15 protein-coding genes are annotated in these 18,550 nt (G+C 61.2%); 5 read left to right on the forward strand and 10 right to left on the reverse strand.

Annotated features, from left to right (window positions below):
* Positions 1 to 86 precede the first annotated feature (86 nt).
* Together AB8B33_RS25800 and AB8B33_RS25805 are read left to right on the forward strand one after the other, a co-directional pair.
* On the forward strand, positions 87 to 1,295 hold the full coding sequence (locus AB8B33_RS25800) for an HlyD family secretion protein (protein ID WP_439017535.1): 1,209 nt from the start codon (positions 87 to 89) through the stop codon (positions 1,293 to 1,295).
* Between the two features lie 23 nt (positions 1,296 to 1,318).
* Positions 1,319 to 2,902: a DHA2 family efflux MFS transporter permease subunit gene (locus AB8B33_RS25805; protein ID WP_439017536.1), complete on the forward strand. Its 1,584-nt coding sequence runs from the start codon at positions 1,319 to 1,321 to the stop codon at positions 2,900 to 2,902.
* Between the two features lie 100 nt (positions 2,903 to 3,002).
* Here the strand turns inward: AB8B33_RS25805 and AB8B33_RS25810 are convergent, their stop codons facing one another.
* The 5 genes from AB8B33_RS25810 to AB8B33_RS25830 all read right to left on the reverse strand — a co-directional run bounded on the left by AB8B33_RS25810 (position 3,003) and on the right by AB8B33_RS25830 (position 8,221).
* On the reverse strand, positions 3,003 to 4,076 hold the full coding sequence (locus tag AB8B33_RS25810; RefSeq protein WP_439017537.1) for an LLM class flavin-dependent oxidoreductase: 1,074 nt from the start codon (positions 4,074 to 4,076) through the stop codon (positions 3,003 to 3,005).
* An 86-nt stretch (positions 4,077 to 4,162) separates the two neighbouring features.
* Complete coding sequence (locus AB8B33_RS25815) at positions 4,163 to 5,539, reverse strand: LLM class flavin-dependent oxidoreductase (RefSeq protein ID WP_439017538.1); 1,377 nt, start codon at positions 5,537 to 5,539, stop codon at positions 4,163 to 4,165.
* A gap of 20 nt (positions 5,540 to 5,559) precedes the next feature.
* Positions 5,560 to 6,300 (reverse strand): ABC transporter ATP-binding protein, encoded by a 741-nt coding sequence (locus tag AB8B33_RS25820; protein WP_113322529.1) that lies wholly within the window; start codon positions 6,298 to 6,300, stop codon positions 5,560 to 5,562.
* Positions 6,276 to 7,154, reverse strand: a complete 879-nt coding sequence (locus AB8B33_RS25825) for an ABC transporter permease (RefSeq protein WP_113322530.1) — start codon at positions 7,152 to 7,154, stop codon at positions 6,276 to 6,278. The genes AB8B33_RS25820 and AB8B33_RS25825 overlap by 25 nt, the downstream gene beginning before the upstream one ends.
* A 41-nt stretch (positions 7,155 to 7,195) precedes the next feature.
* A complete protein-coding gene (locus tag AB8B33_RS25830) occupies positions 7,196 to 8,221 on the reverse strand; it encodes an ABC transporter substrate-binding protein (protein WP_439017539.1) in 1,026 nt (341 codons plus the stop codon).
* A gap of 426 nt (positions 8,222 to 8,647) precedes the next feature.
* On the opposite strand from AB8B33_RS25830, the gene AB8B33_RS25835 reads away from it, so the two are divergent.
* Entirely contained in the window at positions 8,648 to 10,222 is a 1,575-nt protein-coding gene (locus tag AB8B33_RS25835; RefSeq protein WP_439017540.1) for a diguanylate cyclase domain-containing protein, read from the forward strand.
* A gap of 8 nt (positions 10,223 to 10,230) precedes the next feature.
* Here the strand turns inward: AB8B33_RS25835 and AB8B33_RS25840 are convergent, their stop codons facing one another.
* Positions 10,231 to 11,100 carry a LysR substrate-binding domain-containing protein gene (locus tag AB8B33_RS25840; protein WP_439017541.1) on the reverse strand — a complete coding sequence of 290 codons (870 nt, stop codon included), beginning with the start codon at positions 11,098 to 11,100 and terminating at the stop codon, positions 10,231 to 10,233.
* A gap of 145 nt (positions 11,101 to 11,245) precedes the next feature.
* Here AB8B33_RS25840 and AB8B33_RS25845 point away from each other — a divergent pair, with 145 nt between their 5' ends.
* Positions 11,246 to 12,103 (forward strand): urea carboxylase-associated family protein, encoded by an 858-nt coding sequence (locus AB8B33_RS25845; RefSeq protein WP_439017542.1) that lies wholly within the window; start codon positions 11,246 to 11,248, stop codon positions 12,101 to 12,103.
* Positions 12,104 to 12,139: 36 nt separating this feature from the next.
* Here the strand turns inward: AB8B33_RS25845 and AB8B33_RS25850 are convergent, their stop codons facing one another.
* Positions 12,140 to 13,405, reverse strand: a complete 1,266-nt coding sequence (locus AB8B33_RS25850; RefSeq protein WP_439017543.1) for a glycerate kinase type-2 family protein — start codon at positions 13,403 to 13,405, stop codon at positions 12,140 to 12,142.
* A 174-nt stretch (positions 13,406 to 13,579) separates the two neighbouring features.
* Between AB8B33_RS25850 and AB8B33_RS25855 the strand changes: the two genes are divergently transcribed.
* Positions 13,580 to 14,872, forward strand: a complete 1,293-nt coding sequence (locus tag AB8B33_RS25855) for an MFS transporter (RefSeq protein ID WP_439017544.1) — start codon at positions 13,580 to 13,582, stop codon at positions 14,870 to 14,872.
* A gap of 77 nt (positions 14,873 to 14,949) precedes the next feature.
* Here AB8B33_RS25855 and AB8B33_RS25860 read toward each other — a convergent pair whose 3' ends face one another.
* The 3 genes from AB8B33_RS25860 to AB8B33_RS25870 form a co-directional block, all read right to left on the reverse strand.
* Positions 14,950 to 16,410 (reverse strand): MFS transporter, encoded by a 1,461-nt coding sequence (locus AB8B33_RS25860; protein WP_439017545.1) that lies wholly within the window; start codon positions 16,408 to 16,410, stop codon positions 14,950 to 14,952.
* 62 nt (positions 16,411 to 16,472) lie between these two features.
* The gene (locus AB8B33_RS25865) at positions 16,473 to 17,309 is read right to left on the reverse strand and encodes an alpha/beta fold hydrolase (protein ID WP_439017546.1); all 837 of its coding nucleotides are present in this window, start codon (positions 17,307 to 17,309) and stop codon (positions 16,473 to 16,475) included.
* Positions 17,310 to 17,322: 13 nt separating this feature from the next.
* Positions 17,323 to 18,483, reverse strand: coding sequence for an FAD-dependent monooxygenase (locus AB8B33_RS25870; protein WP_439017547.1), 1,161 nt, complete (start codon positions 18,481 to 18,483; stop codon positions 17,323 to 17,325).
* Positions 18,484 to 18,550 lie beyond the last annotated feature (67 nt).

Here is an 18,550-nt window from a genome sequence, read left to right on the forward strand (position 1 = left end):
AAAACATCAAGTTTCCTAAATGAGGCTTGAGCCGAATTTCAAGGCCGCGGCCAAGACGACAGCGACCTTCCACAAGGAGAGAGACGATGTCCGTCAAGAAGCTGCATGCCCTGAACAACAACGCCGCTCCGGCCGATATGCCGGCCACCGAAACCACCGGTGAAGCCACACCTGCAACGCTTGACGCCGGCAAGACGCCGCGTGTCACCGAGCCTGCTGCCGCGCCCGCTGCAGAGGCACCGGTCCGCAAGCGCGGCGGCCGCTCGCTGCTGATCGGCGTTGCCGCCATCGCCATTATCGCCGCCGGTGCCTATTACGGCCATAATTACTGGACGGTCGGCCGCTTCGAGGTCTCGACCGACGATGCCTATGTCAAGGCCGACAGCACCACGGTTTCCCCGAAGGTTTCAGGCTATCTTATGGAGGTCCTTGTTGCCGACAATCAGGCGGTGAAGGCCGGCCAGCCGCTCGCCCGCATCGACAATCGAGATTTCCGCACTGCGCTCGATCAGGCCAAGGCCGATGTTGCCGCTGCCGAAGCAACCGTCAACGCCAAGCAGGCTTCGCTCGACATCCAACAGTCGACCATCGCCGCCGCTCACGCCACGCTCGACGTTGACCGGGCCAACGAGACCTTCGCGGAACAGAACAACAAGCGCTATACGAACCTGGCCACCAACGGTTATGCACCAGTTCAGACCGCCCAGCAGGCGGCTTCGGCAATCGCCGCCGCCCAGGCTACGATCGTACGCGACAGCGCTGCCCTCGACGCCTCAACGAAGCAGGTCGAGCTACTGAATGCCGAGCTTGCCCAGGCCAGGGCGACACTTGCCCATGACCAGGCTGTCATGCATCAGGCTGAGCTCAACCTCTCCTATGCGACGATCGTTGCGCCCGTTGACGGTACGGTCGGCAACCGTACGCTGCGCGTCGGCCAGTATGTTCAGGCCGGCACCCAACTGATGGCAGTTGTGCCGACGACAGCTGCCTATATCGTTGCCAATTACAAGGAGACACAGCTGACCGATGTCCATGCCGGCCAGCCTGTTGCTATCGAGGTCGACATGTTCCCAGGCCGCACCTATCGCGGCCATGTCGACAGCCTGGCGCCGGCAAGCGGCCAGGAATTTGCGCTGCTGCCGCCCGACAATGCCACCGGTAACTTCACCAAGGTTGTTCAGCGCATTCCGGTGAAGATCGTGCTTGATGGCGATGCCGCCGAAAAGGGCGATCTGCGACCCGGCATGTCCGTCCAGCCGAGCATCGACACTAAGGTCGATGCTACCAGCAACTAAGCGAAGGGGCAGGAGATCGTGTCATGTCCAGTATCGCAACAACATCAGGTGCTATCCCGCAACCGCGCGCCAGCACCAAGGAATGGATTGCCGTTCTCGCCGGCATGATCGGCGCCTTCATGGCGATCCTCAATATCCAGATCACCAATGCCTCCCTCCTCGATATCGAGGGAGGCATTGGCACAGGCGTCGACAACGGCGCCTGGATCTCCACCTCCTATCTGATCGGCGAGATCGTCGTCATTCCGCTGACGGCCTATTTCAGCAATGTCTTCTCGTTCCGCCGCTATATCCTCGTCAATTCCATCCTCTTCCCGATCTTTTCGATGGCCTGTGCCTTCGCCCATGATCTCGGCACGATGATCCTGCTGCGCGGCCTGCAGGGCTTTGCCGGCGGCGTGCTGATCCCCATGGCCTTCACCATGGTGCTGACCAAGCTGCCGAAGAGCCAGCAACCGCTTGGCCTTGCCGTCTTTGCCTTGTCGGTCACCTTCGCCCCGGCCATCGGCCCGACGATTGGCGGCTACCTGACGGAGAATTACGGCTGGCAGACGATCTTCTTCATCAACACTATCCCGAGCCTCATCATGGCGGCGGCTCTCGCTCTGACGCTTGAAAAGCAGCCGATGCAGCTTCATCTTCTGAAGGAGGGCGATTGGGCCGGCATCTTCACTATGGCAATCGGCCTTTCGGCGCTGCAGACCGTACTGGAAGAGGGCAACAAGGACGACTGGTTCTCCTCGCCCTTCATCGTCAAGCTCGGCATCGTGGCCTTCGTTTTCCTGGCCGCCTTCATCTGGATCGAGCTCACCGTCAAGAAGCCGCTAGTAAAGCTGCGCCTGCTGACACAGCGCAATTTCGGCATCGGCGTGCTGGTCAACGTGCTGGTCGGTGTGGCGCTCTTCGGCACGGTCTATATCCTGCCGCAATATCTCGGCCAGGTGCAGCGCTATAATGCCGAGCAGATCGGTAATGTCCTTGCCTGGACCGGCCTGCCACAGCTCTTGCTGATCCCGCTGGTGCCGGTTCTGATGAAGCGCTTCGATGCCCGCTATATTGGCTTCCTCGGCATCTCGATCTTCGCAATCAGCTGCTTCATGAACATCACGCTCTCGGCCAACAATGGCGGCGACCAGTTCTGGATCCCGAATATCGTGCGCGCCATCGGCCAGGCCCTGGTGCTGACCCCGATCACCGCGATCACCACGGCCGGCATCGCGCCCGCAGATGCCGCTGCTGCCTCGGGCCTCACCAACATGCTGCGCAATCTCGGTGGTGCGGTCGGCACGGCTTCGCTCGGCACCATCCTGACGAAGCGCGAGCAGTTCCACTCCAACATCATAGGTCAGTCGATCACGTTGACCCGTGACGAGGTGCGCGACCGCCTGACCCAGCTCACAGCTTATTTCACCCAGCACGGTGTTACCGATCCGGCCGTCGCATCGCAGAAGGCGATCGTCGCGCTCGGCCAGATCGTCAAGCGCCAGGCGCTGATCATGGGCTTCAGCGATACGTTTGCGGTCATCGGCGTGGTGCTGGCGCTGGCAGCAATTGCCTTGCTTTTCACCAAAAAGCCGCAGGCTGGTGGAGGCGCAGGCGCGCATTGAGGCGCCCGGTCGAAACAGAAACAGGCCCACCGGGCCTGTTTTTTTGTTGCGTCTCATGCGGACCGATTACCGGCGATGGGGATATGCTTTTCAGACGCCCTCATGCCGCCTTCAGCAAGGGCAGCAGCTGTGCGCCCTGCCGTTTGATCTCCGAAAGATAGGGCGTGTCGGACAGAACGAAATGGGTGATGCCGAGCTCCTGGTATTTGCGCAGCGAACGGGCGACATCTGCGGGGGAGCCGACCAGCCAGGTCGTGCCCGCGCCGCCGCCGCCGAATTTGCCGGGCGTGGTGTAAAGATTGTCGTCGAGCACTTCACCGCGCTGATGAAGGTCGAGCAGGCGCTGCTGGCCGACGGCGACGGCCCGCTGGTGGTCGTGCCAGCCGGCACCGCTATTTTCTGCCATTTCGGCGACCTTCGCCTCGGCATCGGCCCAAGCTTCTTCTGTCGTGTCGCGGACCAGCGTCGTAATCCTCAGGCCGAATTGAAGCGGCGGCAGGTCGCGGTCGAGATCGCAACTCAATTGCTTCAAACGGTCAATCCGCTCCCGTATGCCATCGAGCGGTTCACCCCAAAAGAGCTGGACGTCAGCTTCGGTGGCCGAGACGCGCTCGGCCGCTTCCGATGCACCACCGAAATAGAGTTTCGGATGGCGGCGCTCGCCGCGAGCCTCGATGCGTGGAACGACGGTGGATTCGCTGACCCCGAAATGCTCGCCGGCAAAGGTGACGTTTTCCTCGGTCCATAGTTTTCGCACCAGCCGCATGAATTCCTTGGTGCGGCCATAGCGATGCGCCTGATCGCCTTCGCTGTCACCATAGGCGGCCAGATTGTCTTTGCCGGAGACGATGTTGACGCGCACACGTCCACCGGTGAGATGATCGAGCGAGGCGGCTGCCGAGGCGAAATTCGCCGGTCGCCAGTAGCCGGGGCGGATCGCGATCAGCGGCTCGAAGGTTGTTGTCCGTGCGGCAAGTGCAGTTGCCAGAGTAAAGGTGTCCGGCCGGCCCCAGCCGGTGCCGATGAGCGCGCCCTTCCAGCCATGCTCTTCAAGTGCCTTGGCATGGCTCGTCAGCGTTTCCAGGCTATTGTGGTTTTCTGCTGCCGAATCGCCGCGGTGGCCGGGTTTGACGGCATTGGGGATGTACCAGAGGAATTCCGGATTGCTGCTCATGCGATGCGCCTGCGGTTCTCTATGATTGGATAGGATAGCCGGGTTTCCCTGCGAGCCCGGCTGCCCCGTGTCTCTGCGGTGATGTATTACCCGGCGGCCCGGGCGGCTTCGCCCTGCTGCGCCTTGAGTGCCAAGCCATTCGGCGGGCGGCGAAGGCCGAGGTTCTCGCGCAGTGTCGTGCCCTCGTACTCTTCCCGGAAAAGACCGCGCTTGCGCAGGATCGGCACCACCTGATCGACAAAATCCGTCAAACCTGTCGGCAGGACAGGCGGCATGATGTTGAAGGCGTCGGCGGCACCCTTGTCGAACCATTCCTGCATCGCGTCCGCCACCTGTTCCGGCGTGCCGACCACCGTGCGGTGGCCGCGGGCAGTCGCGACCGCCAGATAGAATTCGCGCAGCGTCATATTGTTGCGGGAGACCAGATCGGTGACCAGCTTCAGGCGGCTCTTGTTGAGCTCGGTGTTGTCAGGAAGCGGCGGGGCAGGATCGTCGAGCGAATAACCGGAGAGATCGACGCCCTTGTAGTGCCGCGACAGGATGTTCCAGGCGACCGAGGGGTGAACGAGCGACTGGATGTAGTCGTAATTTGCTTTCGCCTCAGCCTCCGTGCCGCCGAGCACCGGGAAAATGCCGGGGCTGATCAGTAGCTCGTCCGGGCTGCGGCCGTAGCGGGCAAGACGTCCTTTGACGTCGGAGTAAAATTCCTGAGCGTCTTCCAGCGTCTGGTTGGCGGTAAAGATCATCTCGGCGGTGCGCGCTGCGAGCTCGCGTCCGGGCTCGGATGCGCCGGCCTGGACGATGACGGGGTAACCCTGAACCGGGCGTCCGACATTCAACGGCCCGCTGACACTGAAGAACTGGCCCTTGTGATTGAGCTGATGCACCTTGTCCGGATCGAGGTAGACGCCGCTTTCCTTGTCGCGGATGAAGGCATCATCCTCGTAGGAATCCCATAAGCCCTTCACCAGGTCGACGAATTCCTCGGCCCGTGCGTAACGGTCGGCATGGGCCGGGTGGCCCGGGATAGAGAAATTCTTGGAGACATCGGCGCCTGTGGTGACGACATTCCAGGCCGCACGCCCCTTGGAAATATAGTCGAGCGAGGCGAATTTACGGGCGAGCAGATAGGGGTCCTCGTAGGTGGTGGAGGCAGTCGCGACAAAGCCGATATTGCTCGTCACCTGCGAAAGCGCCGCCCATAGGGTCACTGGCTCGAAATGAGCGCCCTGGGCCGTGCGGCGCAATGCTTCCGGATCCTTGGCGCGCTCCCAGCCGGCGGGGCTGTCGGCAACGAAAACCAGGTCGAACTTGCCGCGTTCGGCGGTCTGAGCCAGTTCGCGATAGTGATCGATATTCAAGCCGGCATCGGCTTGCGCGTCCGGGTGGCGCCAGGCGGCAATATGATGGCCCGTTGCCATGATGAATGCGCCAAGCCGTATCTGTCTTTTCTGACTAGCCATGATGACGATCTCCGTTGGTTTCAGGCGGCGCGGCGGCCGGGGGCATCAACCCCGAGCCTGCTCAGAAGACGGGTTCGGATCTGTGCGAAGCGCGGATCGCCGTGATCGCGCGGCGCCGGCAGGTCGATGCGCAGATCCTCCACGAAACGGCCCTCGTCGAGCACCAGGATCCGGTCGGCGAGCGAGATCGCCTCATCGACATCATGGGTGACGAGGAGAACGGCGGGGCGGTGTTTTGCACAAAGCTCCCGCAAGAGGTCATGCATCTTCAGCCGGGTCAGCGCATCGAGCGCGCCGAAGGGCTCGTCTGCCAGCAGCAGGGCCGGCTCGCGCACCAGTGAGCGGGCGAGCGCCACCCTCTGCTGCTCACCGCCGGAAAGCTGGTTCGGCCAGGCAGTCTCCCGTCCTTCGAGACCGACTTCGGCGAGCGCCTTGCGTCCGGCTTCCTGCCCGGTTTCACCCGGCAGGCCGAGCGTGACGTTCTGGATGACCGTGCGCCAGGGCAGCAGGCGGGCATCCTGAAAGACCACCGAGAGTTTTTCCGGCGTCTCGAACGTACCCGTTCCCTCGACCTCGTGGTCGAGGCCGGCAAGGGCTTTGAGGAAAGTGCTCTTGCCTGATCCGCTTTTCCCGAGCAGGGCCACGAACTCGCCCTCGCCGATATCGAGATCCACGCCGTCGAGGATCGTCTTTGCAGCAAAACGCCGCACGAGATTTGCGACGTGGACGGCAGGCTTTAATTGGCCAGAGTGCGGCGCCATGACAGGACCCTCCGTTCGAGCAGTCGGACGAGACCGTCCGAGACGAGGCCGAGAAGCACATAGACCACGAGGCCGACGAGAATGACGTCGGTCTGGCCATAGGTGCGGGCAAGATCGATCATGTAGCCGAGGCCGCTGGTGGAGTTGATCTGTTCGACCACCACGAGCGACACCCAGCAGAGCGTGACGGCAAAGCGCAGACCGAGAAGGAAACCGGGCAGGGCGCCGGGCAGTACGACCTGGAAGATAAAGTCCTTCTGGCTCATGCGCAGCGTCTCGGCGAGCTCGACGTAACGGCTGTCGATGCTACGCAGTGCATTGTGGGTGTGGATGTAGATGGGGATGATGACGGCAAGCACGATGGTCGTGACCTTCATGCCTTCACCAATCCCGAACCACAGGATAAAAAGCGGGATCAGCGCCAGCGTCGGGATGGCGCGCTTGATCTGGATCGGGCCGTCGATCAGCGCCTCGCCGATGCGGGACAGACCGGCGATGACCGCGAGGGCCGTGCCGATGACAAGGCCGATGCTGAGACCGAGCAGCGCGCGCGTCGCAGACGTCACGAAGTTGTCCTGCAGGCGGCCCTCGGCGATCAGCCGTCCGAAGGCCTCGACGACCGTCCAGGGCGCCGAGAGAATGCGCGGATCAATCCACCCCAATGCCGATCCGGCAACCCAGGCCAGCACCAGCAGTGCCGGACCGATCTGCAGTCCGAAGGGTATCTCGCGTCCGGGGCCGAGCCTGCGGCGGGCGCGGGAGGCCGCGGGTTTTGTCGAGGCGGTGACACCAGCGCTTCCGCGCGACGATATCCGTGATGTCTTGACGTTATCTGCATCCCAAGTGGTTGCCATGCTTGCGATCTCCTCTTTTCGCTACGGAACGGCACGCGCGATCACTGGCTTCTTGGCAGAGCGCCTGCAGCGATTTTTTCGAAGCGGTTGTCGAAGATCTGTTCGACGTCGAAGGGCTTGTAGCCAAGCTCGCTGGCCAACAGGTTGATGGTTTCCTGATGGCGCTTCTTCACGTCCGCCCAGCTATCGGGGATGACCTGGGTACCTGCGAGCTTGATAAGAAATTCGGCATCCTCGCGGCTCAGGCCCTGCTGGCCGATGTAATATTCCTTGATCCAGATCTCAGGATTCTGATCGACCCATTCGGTTGCGCGCGCCCAGAGGCGGACATATTCGCCAAGGGCGGCTGCTTTTGCGGGATCGTCCAGCACCCATTGTGGTGCATAGAGATGGGAGGGGTCATCACGCAGGCCGTGCTCGACGAGGCTTGCGCCATCGGAGCCATACTGGCTGATGTAGCGGCGGATATTGACGCCGCCGAGCGGCGCGATATCGACCTGCTTGCTGGCGAGTGCCTTCGGATAGACATCGCCGGTGCTCGGCAACTCGACCAGCGTGGCGTCTTTCTTCGTCAGGCCTGCGGCATGGAGCGCGCGAAGCACGAGCGTGCCCTGGGCCTGGCCGGGGCTGAAGGCGATACGCTTGCCGCGGAAATCTGCGAGCGACTTGACGTCGACGCCAGGCGCGATGCCGAAACGGTAGATTGGATTGGCAATCGGGTCTTTTCGTTCGCGATAGGCGATGTTGCGGACGGGCAGGTTGTTCCAAGTTGCGAAGATCGACGGGATTTCGGCCACAGAGCCGACATCGAGAGCGTGCGCGCGGAAGGCTTCGGAGGTCTGCGGGCCGCCGCTGAGATTGGCCCATTTGACCTCGAAGGTGAGTTCCTTGATGAGGCCGGAAACCTCAAGGGCCTTCTGCGTCACCGGATCACCGATCGTCAGGACCGTTCCCGATGGCACCTTGTCGAGCAGCGGCGCACTCGCCTCGGCCACTGCCACGTTGCTGAACATGCCGAGGGAGACGAGGCCAAGCACAGCCGTTCCCAATATTTTTGCCAATGTCATCGTTGATGTTTTCCGTTTGAGGTTGCAATGTCAGGAAGCGATGACGGGAAGGGTGTCGAATTCCCTATAAAATCTATAGACTATTTATTTCTTTCGTTCACCGGTTCATGAAAAATCCTACCAATTGTGCAGGCGTGACAGACGCGCGTGTTGCCTGTTGAGCGCGTGGCGATTTCCAGCTCAGGCGAGAAGACGCGGCCTTGCGTCGTGATGTGGTCGGGGTCAGAGCAGTGAAGCCAATGCAAAACCCAAGCCATTTCGTCGTGGAACATTACATCAGGATCTTCTGTTAACTTTCGAGAAACCTTGTCTTGCTTCGGAGTGTGTATGAAATGCTCGCACTGTGAGGCGTGGTTACATTCCTTTACGTTCCGCTGTTAAAGTCACATCCGAAAGATCTGCTGAAGCGACTTTACGGTTGGACTAATGATGCTTGGTGCCGAGATCCTTGCATTCCTGCAGGCATGTCCGATGGCGGTGATCGTGCTCGACACCACCGGTCATGTCATCTTTGCCAATGCCGAAGCCGGGCATCTCCTCCATCTTGAAGACCGGCCTCGCGGCGCGGGTATTACCGAACTCATGCCGGAATGGCCGTTGCTCTCGGGCGTCTCCACTGCCTTCATCAGCGATCATTCTGGTCATTGTCGGCTATGCCGCGTACAGGTCGTGAGCTGGCCTACTGGCACGGAGACGGTCACGGCTGCTTTCCTCGAGCCGGTGGATGACAAGCGTCCTGCTGGTTATGCGGCGCGCGAGGCCAATCTGCGCCTGCGCTATGTCATCGAGATGCTGCCGGAGGCGGTCTGCGTGTTCGACGCCAACGACCGCTATGTTCTCTGGAACCAGAAATATGCCGAGCTTTACGCTGATATAGCCGAGCATCTCAGGCCCGGTGTCGCCTTTGAGGATATATTGAGGACCAGTCTCGCCGGCGACGGGATGCGCGAGCTCGTCGAGGACAAGGAGGCGTGGTTCACGGCCCGCATGCAGAAATTTCGTCAGCCGGTTTCGCAAGAAGAGCAGCAGTTGCGGGATGGCCGGTGGCTGCGCCACGACGACCGGCGCACGCCCGACGGCGGCGCGATCGGCATGCGCATCGATATTACCGGCCTCAAGCAGCGGGAAGACTGGCTTCGCCAATTGTTCAACGCCAACCCCATGCCCATGCTTTTGTGCGATGGCGATAGCCTCGCCATTCTGCAGGCCAACCAGGCAGCTGTTGATTTCTATGGTTTCCAACCTGCGACGCTACTGTCGAAGCGAGCCTGCGACATGCATGTCGACGGCGAACTCCAGGCATTCGAGAGGGTCCTCCTCCATCTCGACGGTGACTGTGATGCACGGACGATCTGGCGACAGACGACGCGGGACGGGTCAGAGCGCCACGTGCTGATCTATGTTCGTCAGCTCCACGAAGGGGCCGAGCATCGGCTGCTGCTCACGGTGGCCGATGTCAGCGACAGAATTCTTGCCGAGACTGAAGCCAATCGTTTGGCGCATCACGACATTCTCACAGGCCTGCCAAACAGGATGCAATTCTACAAGGCGCTCGAAAAAGCCCTTGCATCGGAGGACCGGGAAAAGGTCATCATCTGCTGTCTGGATCTGGATGGGTTCAAGCCCGTCAATGACACGTTTGGCCATGCTGCCGGGGATGAAGTGTTGAAAAATGTTGCCAAACGGCTGCAGATGCATGCGCGAGGTCATTTGGTCGCGCGGCTCGGGGGCGATGAATTCGCAATCCTGATGACGGGAGAAAGAGGCGAAGCCATCGATCTCGCCGAGCGCTGCATCGGCGCCTTCGAGCAGCCTTTTACCATCAATGGTCTTGCCATCCGCCTCGGCATCAGCGTCGGCATTGCTGCAGCTGACGGAGTGGACCACGAAGCGCTCATGCAGGAGGCGGACCGGGCGCTCTATCGCGCCAAGGCCGATGGTCGCAACATCTGGCGCATGACACTTCAGGATCTGTCTGTTCCGAAGCGGGCCAAAGCCTGATCGGTCCGTCAGCTCTCGTCCTGCCTTGCTGCAAGCAGCCAATCGCGAAACGTTCTTGCCTCGCGCGAGAGGCCCTTTGCCTCGATGAGCCAGTAGGCCTTGTCCATATCGGAAGCCCTCTCGAAGAGGGAGACGAGCGAACCCGCCGCGATCTCCTCTGCGATCAGCGCGGTTGGGCAAAGTCCGATACCCTGGCCGCTGATCAACGAGCCGATCATGAGATTGAAGTCGGCAAAAACAGGTCCGGCCTTCGGCGCGGAATTGATGCCGGCGCCTGACAACCAGCGCGCCCAGGCATCGATCGTCTCGTCGTGCAGGATTTCACAAGCAAGCAGGTCAGCTGGCTTGTGAAAGGGGCCATGCCGGGCGAGGAATTCCGCAGAACAGGTTGGTCTGGTTGCTGCATCCAGGAGCTTGATGGCGCTGGGGCCTGGTCGCACGCCGTGGCAGACCAGGAGATCGGCACCTGCCGCTTCGGGCGTCCTGGCATCGAGCGCATAGACGATGTTGATCCTGATATCGGGATAAGCAATTCTCAGTCTCGGCAGCTGCGGAATGAGCCATCGCACTGCCATCGAGGGAATGCACGCAACGCTGACCGGGCGGCTGTTTGCTTCCAGCCTCAACTGCCCGGCGGCGACTTCGATATGCGCCAACGCATGCGTGACGGCTGCCCCGAATTCCCTGCCCGCGGCTGTCAGTGTCACGCCCCGGCTATGCCGCAGAAACAAGGGGATGCGGAGCCAATTCTCCATCGCCCTCACGTGCTGGCTGATGCCGGCCGGTTTCAGGTTCAGTTCGGCAGCCGCCCGGACGAAGCTTTCGTGGCGTGCGGCGGCTTCGAATGCCCGCAGTGATGCGAGGGGAAGGTTTCTCATGTCAGGATGACTAAGCAAAACTTGCCCATAGGGCAAGAAACATCTCGGTTGCCCAATGGCGCAACCTCGCTAAGAGTGCTCGGCGACTTATTGTGTGTCACCGGGCGCAGCACCGGAAGATCGCCAGCAGAGCGGAACTAACCGGATGTCGAAGCAGTCGATAGTGCCAATTCCTTCTGACGCAGCCGAGCGGCGGTCAGCACCGCCCGTGGTCGTCTATCCCGTCGAAACGCTGCCGTCTGCGGATCTCGGTCTGCTCGAGGCCGCCCGCGAAACGCTGACGAAGGTCAGCGAGGTGATCGTGCCACCGCGCGAGGCAAGCAGCTTCCACGTTCCGCAGGGGCATTTCTTTCGCATCGTCAGCATCGACGGTCCGCAGGTCGGTGACCTCAATCTGTGGAACGCTGCCGATCTCACCGAACGGTTTTTCAGCGGCAAGACACGGGCTCTGCACGCAACCCATGTCGGTGTCGGCGATCGTCTCTGGAGCACATTGCCGTATCTGCGCCCTATGGCGACGATCACCTATGACAGCCTCGGCTGGTATGGTTGGGATGATGACGGTGCCGGCATTCATGATGTCATCGGCACACGCTGCGATCCTTATACGAACCGATTGCTGAAGGGTAGCGACTACCACCATTGCTGCCATTCGAACCTGACGCGGGCGCTCGCTGCCGACAGCGGCATGCCGCTCGAGCAGGCCGAGATGCATGTGCATGACGTGCTCAACGTCTTCATGTGCACCGGTTTCACCAGGGACACGCACCAGTATTTCATGAAGGCCAGCCCCGTCAGGCCCGGAGATTTCATCGAGTTCTTCGCCGAGATCGATCTTCTCGGCGCCTTGTCGGCCTGCCCGGGTGGCGATTGCGCCGCAAGCCATTCCAGCGATATGGCCGCATGCTATCCGTTGAAGGTCGAGATATGGAAGCCCGATCCCGCGACACTCGCCAACTGGACGCCGCCGGCGCGAAATCTCTATCCGAGGACGCATCGATAAATCGGTAAGTCGCACGGCTCTTTCATCGAAGAGTGGTCAGACGATCAGGATTGCCCTGAAATCATTCACGTTGGTGCCGGTCGGGCCGGTTTCGAAGAGGTCACCGATCGCCTTGAAACCGGAATAGCTGTCATTGCCGTCGAGCACCCGGCGCGGGTCAAAGCCGGCGGCGCGCAGCCGCTTGACGGTACTGCCGTCGGAAAATGCGCCGGCATTGTTTTCCGAGCCGTCGATGCCGTCGGTGTCGGCGGCAAGCACATGGATGGCGTAGTGCCCGTCGATTGCCAATGCGAGCGCCAGCGCGAATTCACCGTTGCGGCCGCCTTTGCCACCCTTGCCACGCAGTGTCACCGTCGTCTCCCCGCCGGAGAGAATGACGGCCGGCTTCGTGAAAGGCCGGTCGCGGCCGGCGACCTCGCGAGCGATCGCCGCATGTACCAGCGCCACGTCGCGCGATTCCCCTTCGACGGAATCCGACAGGATCGCTGGCGTGATTCCCTGCGAACGTGCAAGTTCGGCGGCTGCCTCCAGCGATACGCCGGCCGATGCGATGATGTAGTGCTCATGGCCGGCAAAGGCCGGATCGTCCGGCCGTGGCGCATCGGCCTTTGGGGAGTTCAGATGATCGATAGCCGCCTGCGGCAGCTTGAGGCTGTACTGCTGGATGATCTGAAGCGCATCGTGCCGGGTCGAACCGTCGGGAACGGTCGGGCCTGAGGCAACATGGGCGGGATTGTCGCCGGGAATGTCCGAGACAATCAGGCTGACGACGCGGGCCTTGGTCGCAGCAGCCAGCCGCCCGCCCTTAATGGTCGAGAGGTGTTTGCGCACGACGTTCATGGCCGAGATCGGTGCGCCGGAAGCCAGAAGCAACTCGTTCAAGAGGATCTCGTCCTGCAGCGTCAGCCCTTCGGGTGGGGAAGGCAGGAGCGCCGAGCCGCCGCCGCAGATCAGTGCGATGACGAGATCGTTTTCACCCAGGCCGGCGACGGTTTCCATCAGTCGTCTGGAGGCGGAAAGGCCGGCGGCATCGGGAACCGGATGAGCAGCTTCGATGATCTCTATATGATCGGTCTCGCAACCGTAGCCATAGCGGGTGACCACCACGCCTTCGAGCGGTCCATCCCACACGCTTTCCAGCGCGCGTGCCATCTGCGCGGCCCCCTTGCCGGCGCCGATTACGACTGTCCTACCATCAGGTCTCTCCGGCAAATGCGCGGTAATACCTGTCAGCGGATCGGCGGCGCGCACGGCGGCTGAAAATAGCGAAGTCAGGAAATTGCGGGGGGAGGGCATGGACATGATGATCTCTCTGGAGACACGGGCAGAAAGGATGGCTTCCACGTTTGTAGGCATGGCTGTCGACATATCGCTTGTCAATGCAGGAGCCGTCCCCATCCGTTCGGTGTGATTGATAATCGTCCGGAGGTGGCTATCTATTGGCGAGAAAAGCAACAATCATTTGGAGAATTTGCAATGGTCAACGAACAGCAGTTGATCTCGAAGATTACCTGGCGGCTCATGCCATTCCTCGGAATCCTTTACCTCATTGCCTATATCGATCGTCAGAATGTCAGCTTCGCCAAGCTGGAAATGGTCGGCGCTCTCGGCATGAGCGAATATGCCTATGGCCTTGGCGCCTCGCTCTTCTTTATCGGCTATTTCCTTTTTGAAGTACCGAGCAACCTATTCCTCGACCGGTTCGGCGCACGCGTCTGGTTCGCCCGTATTCTCGTATCCTGGGGCATCGTTACCATCCTGCTCTCCTATACGCAGAATGCGACAATGTTTTACATCCTGCGTTTCCTGCTCGGCGTCTGCGAGGCGGGCTTCTTTCCGGGCGTCCTCTATCTTTTGACGCTCTGGTTCCCCTCGGATTATCGCGGCCGCATGGTGGGTCTCTTCATGATCTTCAGCGCACTTGCCAATGCCGTCGGCGCGCCTGTTGGAGGCATGTTGCTCGATCTCGACGGCTTCCTCGGCCATGCCGGCTGGCAATGGGTCTTTCTGGCGACAGGCATTCCGGCCGTCATTGCTGGTGTCATTACCTTCTTCTACCTCTATGACCGCCCTGAAAACGCGAGGTTCCTCAGCAATGAGGAGAAGGGCTGGCTGGCAGACCGCCTAGCGTCGGAAAATTCCGGCATGGATCACAATGCCGAGAACGGCTTCAGGGCACTCATCGACCCTCGTGTCCTGTTGATGGCTCTCTGCTACATCGCCTTCCCGCTTGCCGCCTATGGTCTCAGCTACTGGCTGCCGACCATCGTGAAAGCCTTCGGCGTCAGCAACACTGTGAACGGTTTGCTCAACATCATTCCGTGGATACTCGTGGCGATTGCGCTCTGGGCGGTGCCGACTGCCGCCGACAAGGCGAAGGCGAAGACGCCTTATATCGTCATCCCCGCCTTCATCGGTGCGGCCTGCCTGCTGCTCTCGGCGCTTGTTCCGAACAACACGCTGCAGTTTATCTTCCTCTGCATTGCCGCGGCCGGCATCTTCGCACCACAGCCGGTCTTCTGGAGCCTGCCGTCCCGCTTCCTTAAGGGCGCGGGTGCTGCGGCGGGCCTGGCAGCCATCAATTCTGTCGGCAATCTCGGCGGCTTCGTCGCTCAGAACGTCGTGCCTTGGATCAAGGACGAAACCGGCAGTACGATTGCGCCGATGTTCTTTCTGGCTGTCTGCCTTGCGGTCGGCGCCCTGCTCGTCTTTGTCGTCGCTACGGTGATCGCGCGCAAGGAGCATGATGCCGTGCCGCACGGCGCCTGAGGCCTTAGAAATGTCGAAGCCCCGGCATCAAAGATACCGGGGCTTCTTTCCGCGAATGCAGCCGGACGGGGCATGAATTAGGAGGAAATCTCCTCGAGCCTGCGTCCACCGGTCTCGATCATCTGCGTTGCCGCAAGCGCGCCGATAACGGCGACGATCCCGAACATGATGAAGACCGACTTGATGCCCTGTGCGCCGACCATGTAGCCGACCGTCGTCGGACCGACGGCTGAGGCGATACGCAGCCATGATGTCGCAAGGCCCGTTCCGACCGCGCGCATGCGCGTCGGGTAAATTTCCGGCGTGTAGAGGTAGAGTACGGCGTTGACGGAGCCGACGACGCCATAGGCAAGTGTAGCCAGCAGAATGAGTGACCAGAGGCTGCTCGCACCACCGGCGGCGAGTGCGGCCAAGAGAACGGCACCGACGAGGAAGGAGACGACGGCCCAGGTGCGTCGCCCGATACGGTCGATGCAGAAGGCGCAGGCGAGCAGTATGACGACCTGTGCGACATTAGTCATCGAGGCTGCCCGCAGCGCACTGCCGAGTTCCAGTGAATAGACGGTGTGATAGAGCGTCGGCATCCAGTTGTTCAGGCTGTTGGCGACAAAGAACGAGCTTGCCCAGAGGATCCAGGCGACGATGGTGCGCATACGGAAGGTCGGTGACAACAGTTCCCGCCAACGGCTGCGTGTCCGGGGCGCAGCGGCCTGGCTTTGACCGCCGAGCGCCAGCGTCGCTTCGTTATAGGCGCGATCGTCGAAGGAATAGCCGGGATCCTTGCGCCGCGCACTTTCCTCGGCCTGGCGGATCACTTTTTCGGCTTCGTCCAACCTGCCCTGGCCGATCAGCCAGCGCGGCGATTCCGGCAGCCGATAGAGCATATAGGCAATCAGCAGACCCGGAATCCCGCCAAGCAGGAACAGTGATTTCCAGCCGAAGACCGGCACGATCAATGTGCCGACCTGGCCGGTCACCATCAGGCCGATCGGAAAGATCAACTCGTAGAGCATGAAGTTGCGCCCGCGACCCTTGGCGCGCAAAAGCTCGCTGATATAGGTGGCCGCGACTGGCATTTCGCCGCCGACCCCGATACCCTGAATCAGACGGCAAATGAACAGCATCTGGAAATCGCCGACCAATATGCAGGCGAGGCTCATGACCGACATCAGCGCGGTCGCCGACGCGGCCATGTGAACGCGGCCGAGCGTCTCCGCAAGGCGGCTGAAGAGGAGGGCGCCGACGAGTTGGCCGATGTAGCTTGCCGCAATCATCCAGCCGATCTGCGCCGGCGTCAGTGCCCAGAGTTTGATCAGGATCGGCAGAACAAATGCCAGCGAAAGAGCATCGAAGGCGTCGAGGAATGTAGCGCTGCCCATGATGATACGCGCCCGGCGGTGCCAGGGCGTAAAGGGGATCGCTTCGAAGCGTGCAGTCAAAACCGCGGCGCGGCCAGCCAACCGCGTCTGCTGCGGGTCGTCGTGCGAGACCTCGCCTGCAACCCGGCCGGCAACCAGTATGCTATTGTTATCGCGCATATCATCCTCCCAGATCAGCACGGTTCAACACGCCGGCGGCGCCCCCTGCCGCCAGCTTTGCCCTAATGGGCGGCAGCTTCAATCATCTTGGCGATCGCATCTGCGATGACATCGCTGCATTCAATTGGCGTCAGGTGCCGGGCGCCCGGCAGGATCGTCAGGGACGCTCCGGGGATTGCCTTTGCAAGCTGGCGCGCACTCTCGACTGGGGTCGCATAGTCTTCTTCGCCGACAATGACGGAGACCGGGAAATGAAAACCGGCAAGCGCGCTGCGAAGATCGGCATCGCCGAGCATGATGCAGGTCGCTTCATAGGCATCGAGATCGTTGCGGACAAAGATCTCCATCATCTCCTGGATCTTGCGCGGATTTTCCGCCCTGAAACGGTCGCCGAACCAGCGGGTTGCCTGGAAGGCGGCCATCGAGGCGAGGCCTTCGGCCCGCGCTTTCTGAGCCCGTGCCCGCCATTCCTGCGGTGCCTTTTCTCCATACCAGGCCGTGGTATCGATAAGGGTCATTGCCGCCACCCGTTTCGGGTGGCGGGCGGCAAAAGCCTGCGCGATGCAGCCGCCCATGGAGCAGCCCGCAACGACCACCTTGTCCCAGCCGACCTTGTCAAGCACCTCGGCGATGTCATTGGCGTAGCGTTCGATTGCTTGGGAAAGGGGCGCGCGGCTGCTCCAGCCATGCCCGCGGCAGTCGATGCAGATTATCTCGGCCTGCGCCTTCAGTCCGGAGACGACATCCGTCCAGATGCTGCCGTCAAGGGCGAGCGAATGGATCAGCAGCAGGCGTGGCTTTCCCGGCGTGCCGTATCGCCGAAAGGCGATAGTTGCCTCATCCGAGACGGTCACGAACTCGTAGTGACCGTCCATCGTGCTGGTTTCTTGCTGCAACATTGCGCTGTTCCGATCAGCCGGCCATAGCCAGTTCGTTTTCGCCGACAAGCGGCACGTTCCAGGCGTCATAGCCGTAGAGCCATGTCGTATCCTCGTTTCCGCCCGACATCCATGTGTTGGCGCTGGAGATGGCCTGAATGCGAGACGTACGCGGCTTGCGGTTGGCCTCGTAACGGCGGAAGGCACTTTCGATGTCGTCATTGTCGACGGCCTCAAGGCAACGCGCCAGCACGGCGGCGTCTTCGATCGAGGTTGCCGCACCCTGCGCCATATAGGGCGTCATTGGATGGCAGGCGTCTCCGAGAAGTGCAACGCGGCCATCGCTCCAGCGCGGCAGCGGTTCGCGTTCGAGAATTGCCCATTTGTGGCAATCCGGGCAGGCGTTGAGTACCATCTGCACTTCCGGATGGAAGCCATCATAGGCAGCTCTCAACTCCTTGACGTCACCCTTTGCCGACCAGGATTCGGCCGTCATCCAGTCGGCCGACTCCGGAACGCTGGTAACGAAATACAGCGAGCTGCGATCTGCGGCTGTGTAATAGATCACGATGTGCCGGTCGACGCCCCACCATTTCGTTCTTGAAGGCGCAATCTTGCCCCCATTCATCAGGCTGGCATCGAAGACTGCGCGATAGGCGATACGTCCCTTGTGCAGCGGCGCATCCGGGCCGACGATGATCTCGCGCACCAGCGAGTGAACGCCATCAGCGGCAATGACCGCATCGGCTTCAACCTTGGTGCCATCGGCGAAGGAAAGGCTGACGCCGCCGTTCTTCTGATCGAGGCCGACGAGCTTCTTGCCGAGATGGACGATCTCAGGCGGAAGCACCGAGTAAAGCGCTTCATGCAGATCGGCACGATGCATGCAGAGGAACGGCGCACCGTAGAGGCTCTCCGGCATCGGCAGCTCGCGCTTGATCTCGCCGGTGTCCCAGACGCGGTTGAGATGGGAATAGGGTTCGAAGGCAATCTTCTTGAGGCGATCCAGCACGCCGATGCCGCGTAGCACATGCGACGAATTGGGCAGCATCTGGATGCCGGCGCCGACGCGCGCGAATTTCGGCGCCTGCTCGTAAACCTGGACGTCGATACCGACCTTGCGCAGTGTCGCCGCAGCGGCAAGTCCGCCCATGCCGGCGCCAATGATTGCGATCTTCGGTTTGCTCTTGGCCATGTCGTCTCCTCCGTGTCTCGGTCAAGTTGGGAAGAGCCTAGAGGCGTGACATCAGCATGTAAAATAT

This window comes from Rhizobium sp. 768_B6_N1_8, from assembly GCF_051811225.1.
Taxonomy (GTDB): Bacteria; Pseudomonadota; Alphaproteobacteria; order Rhizobiales; family Rhizobiaceae; genus Rhizobium.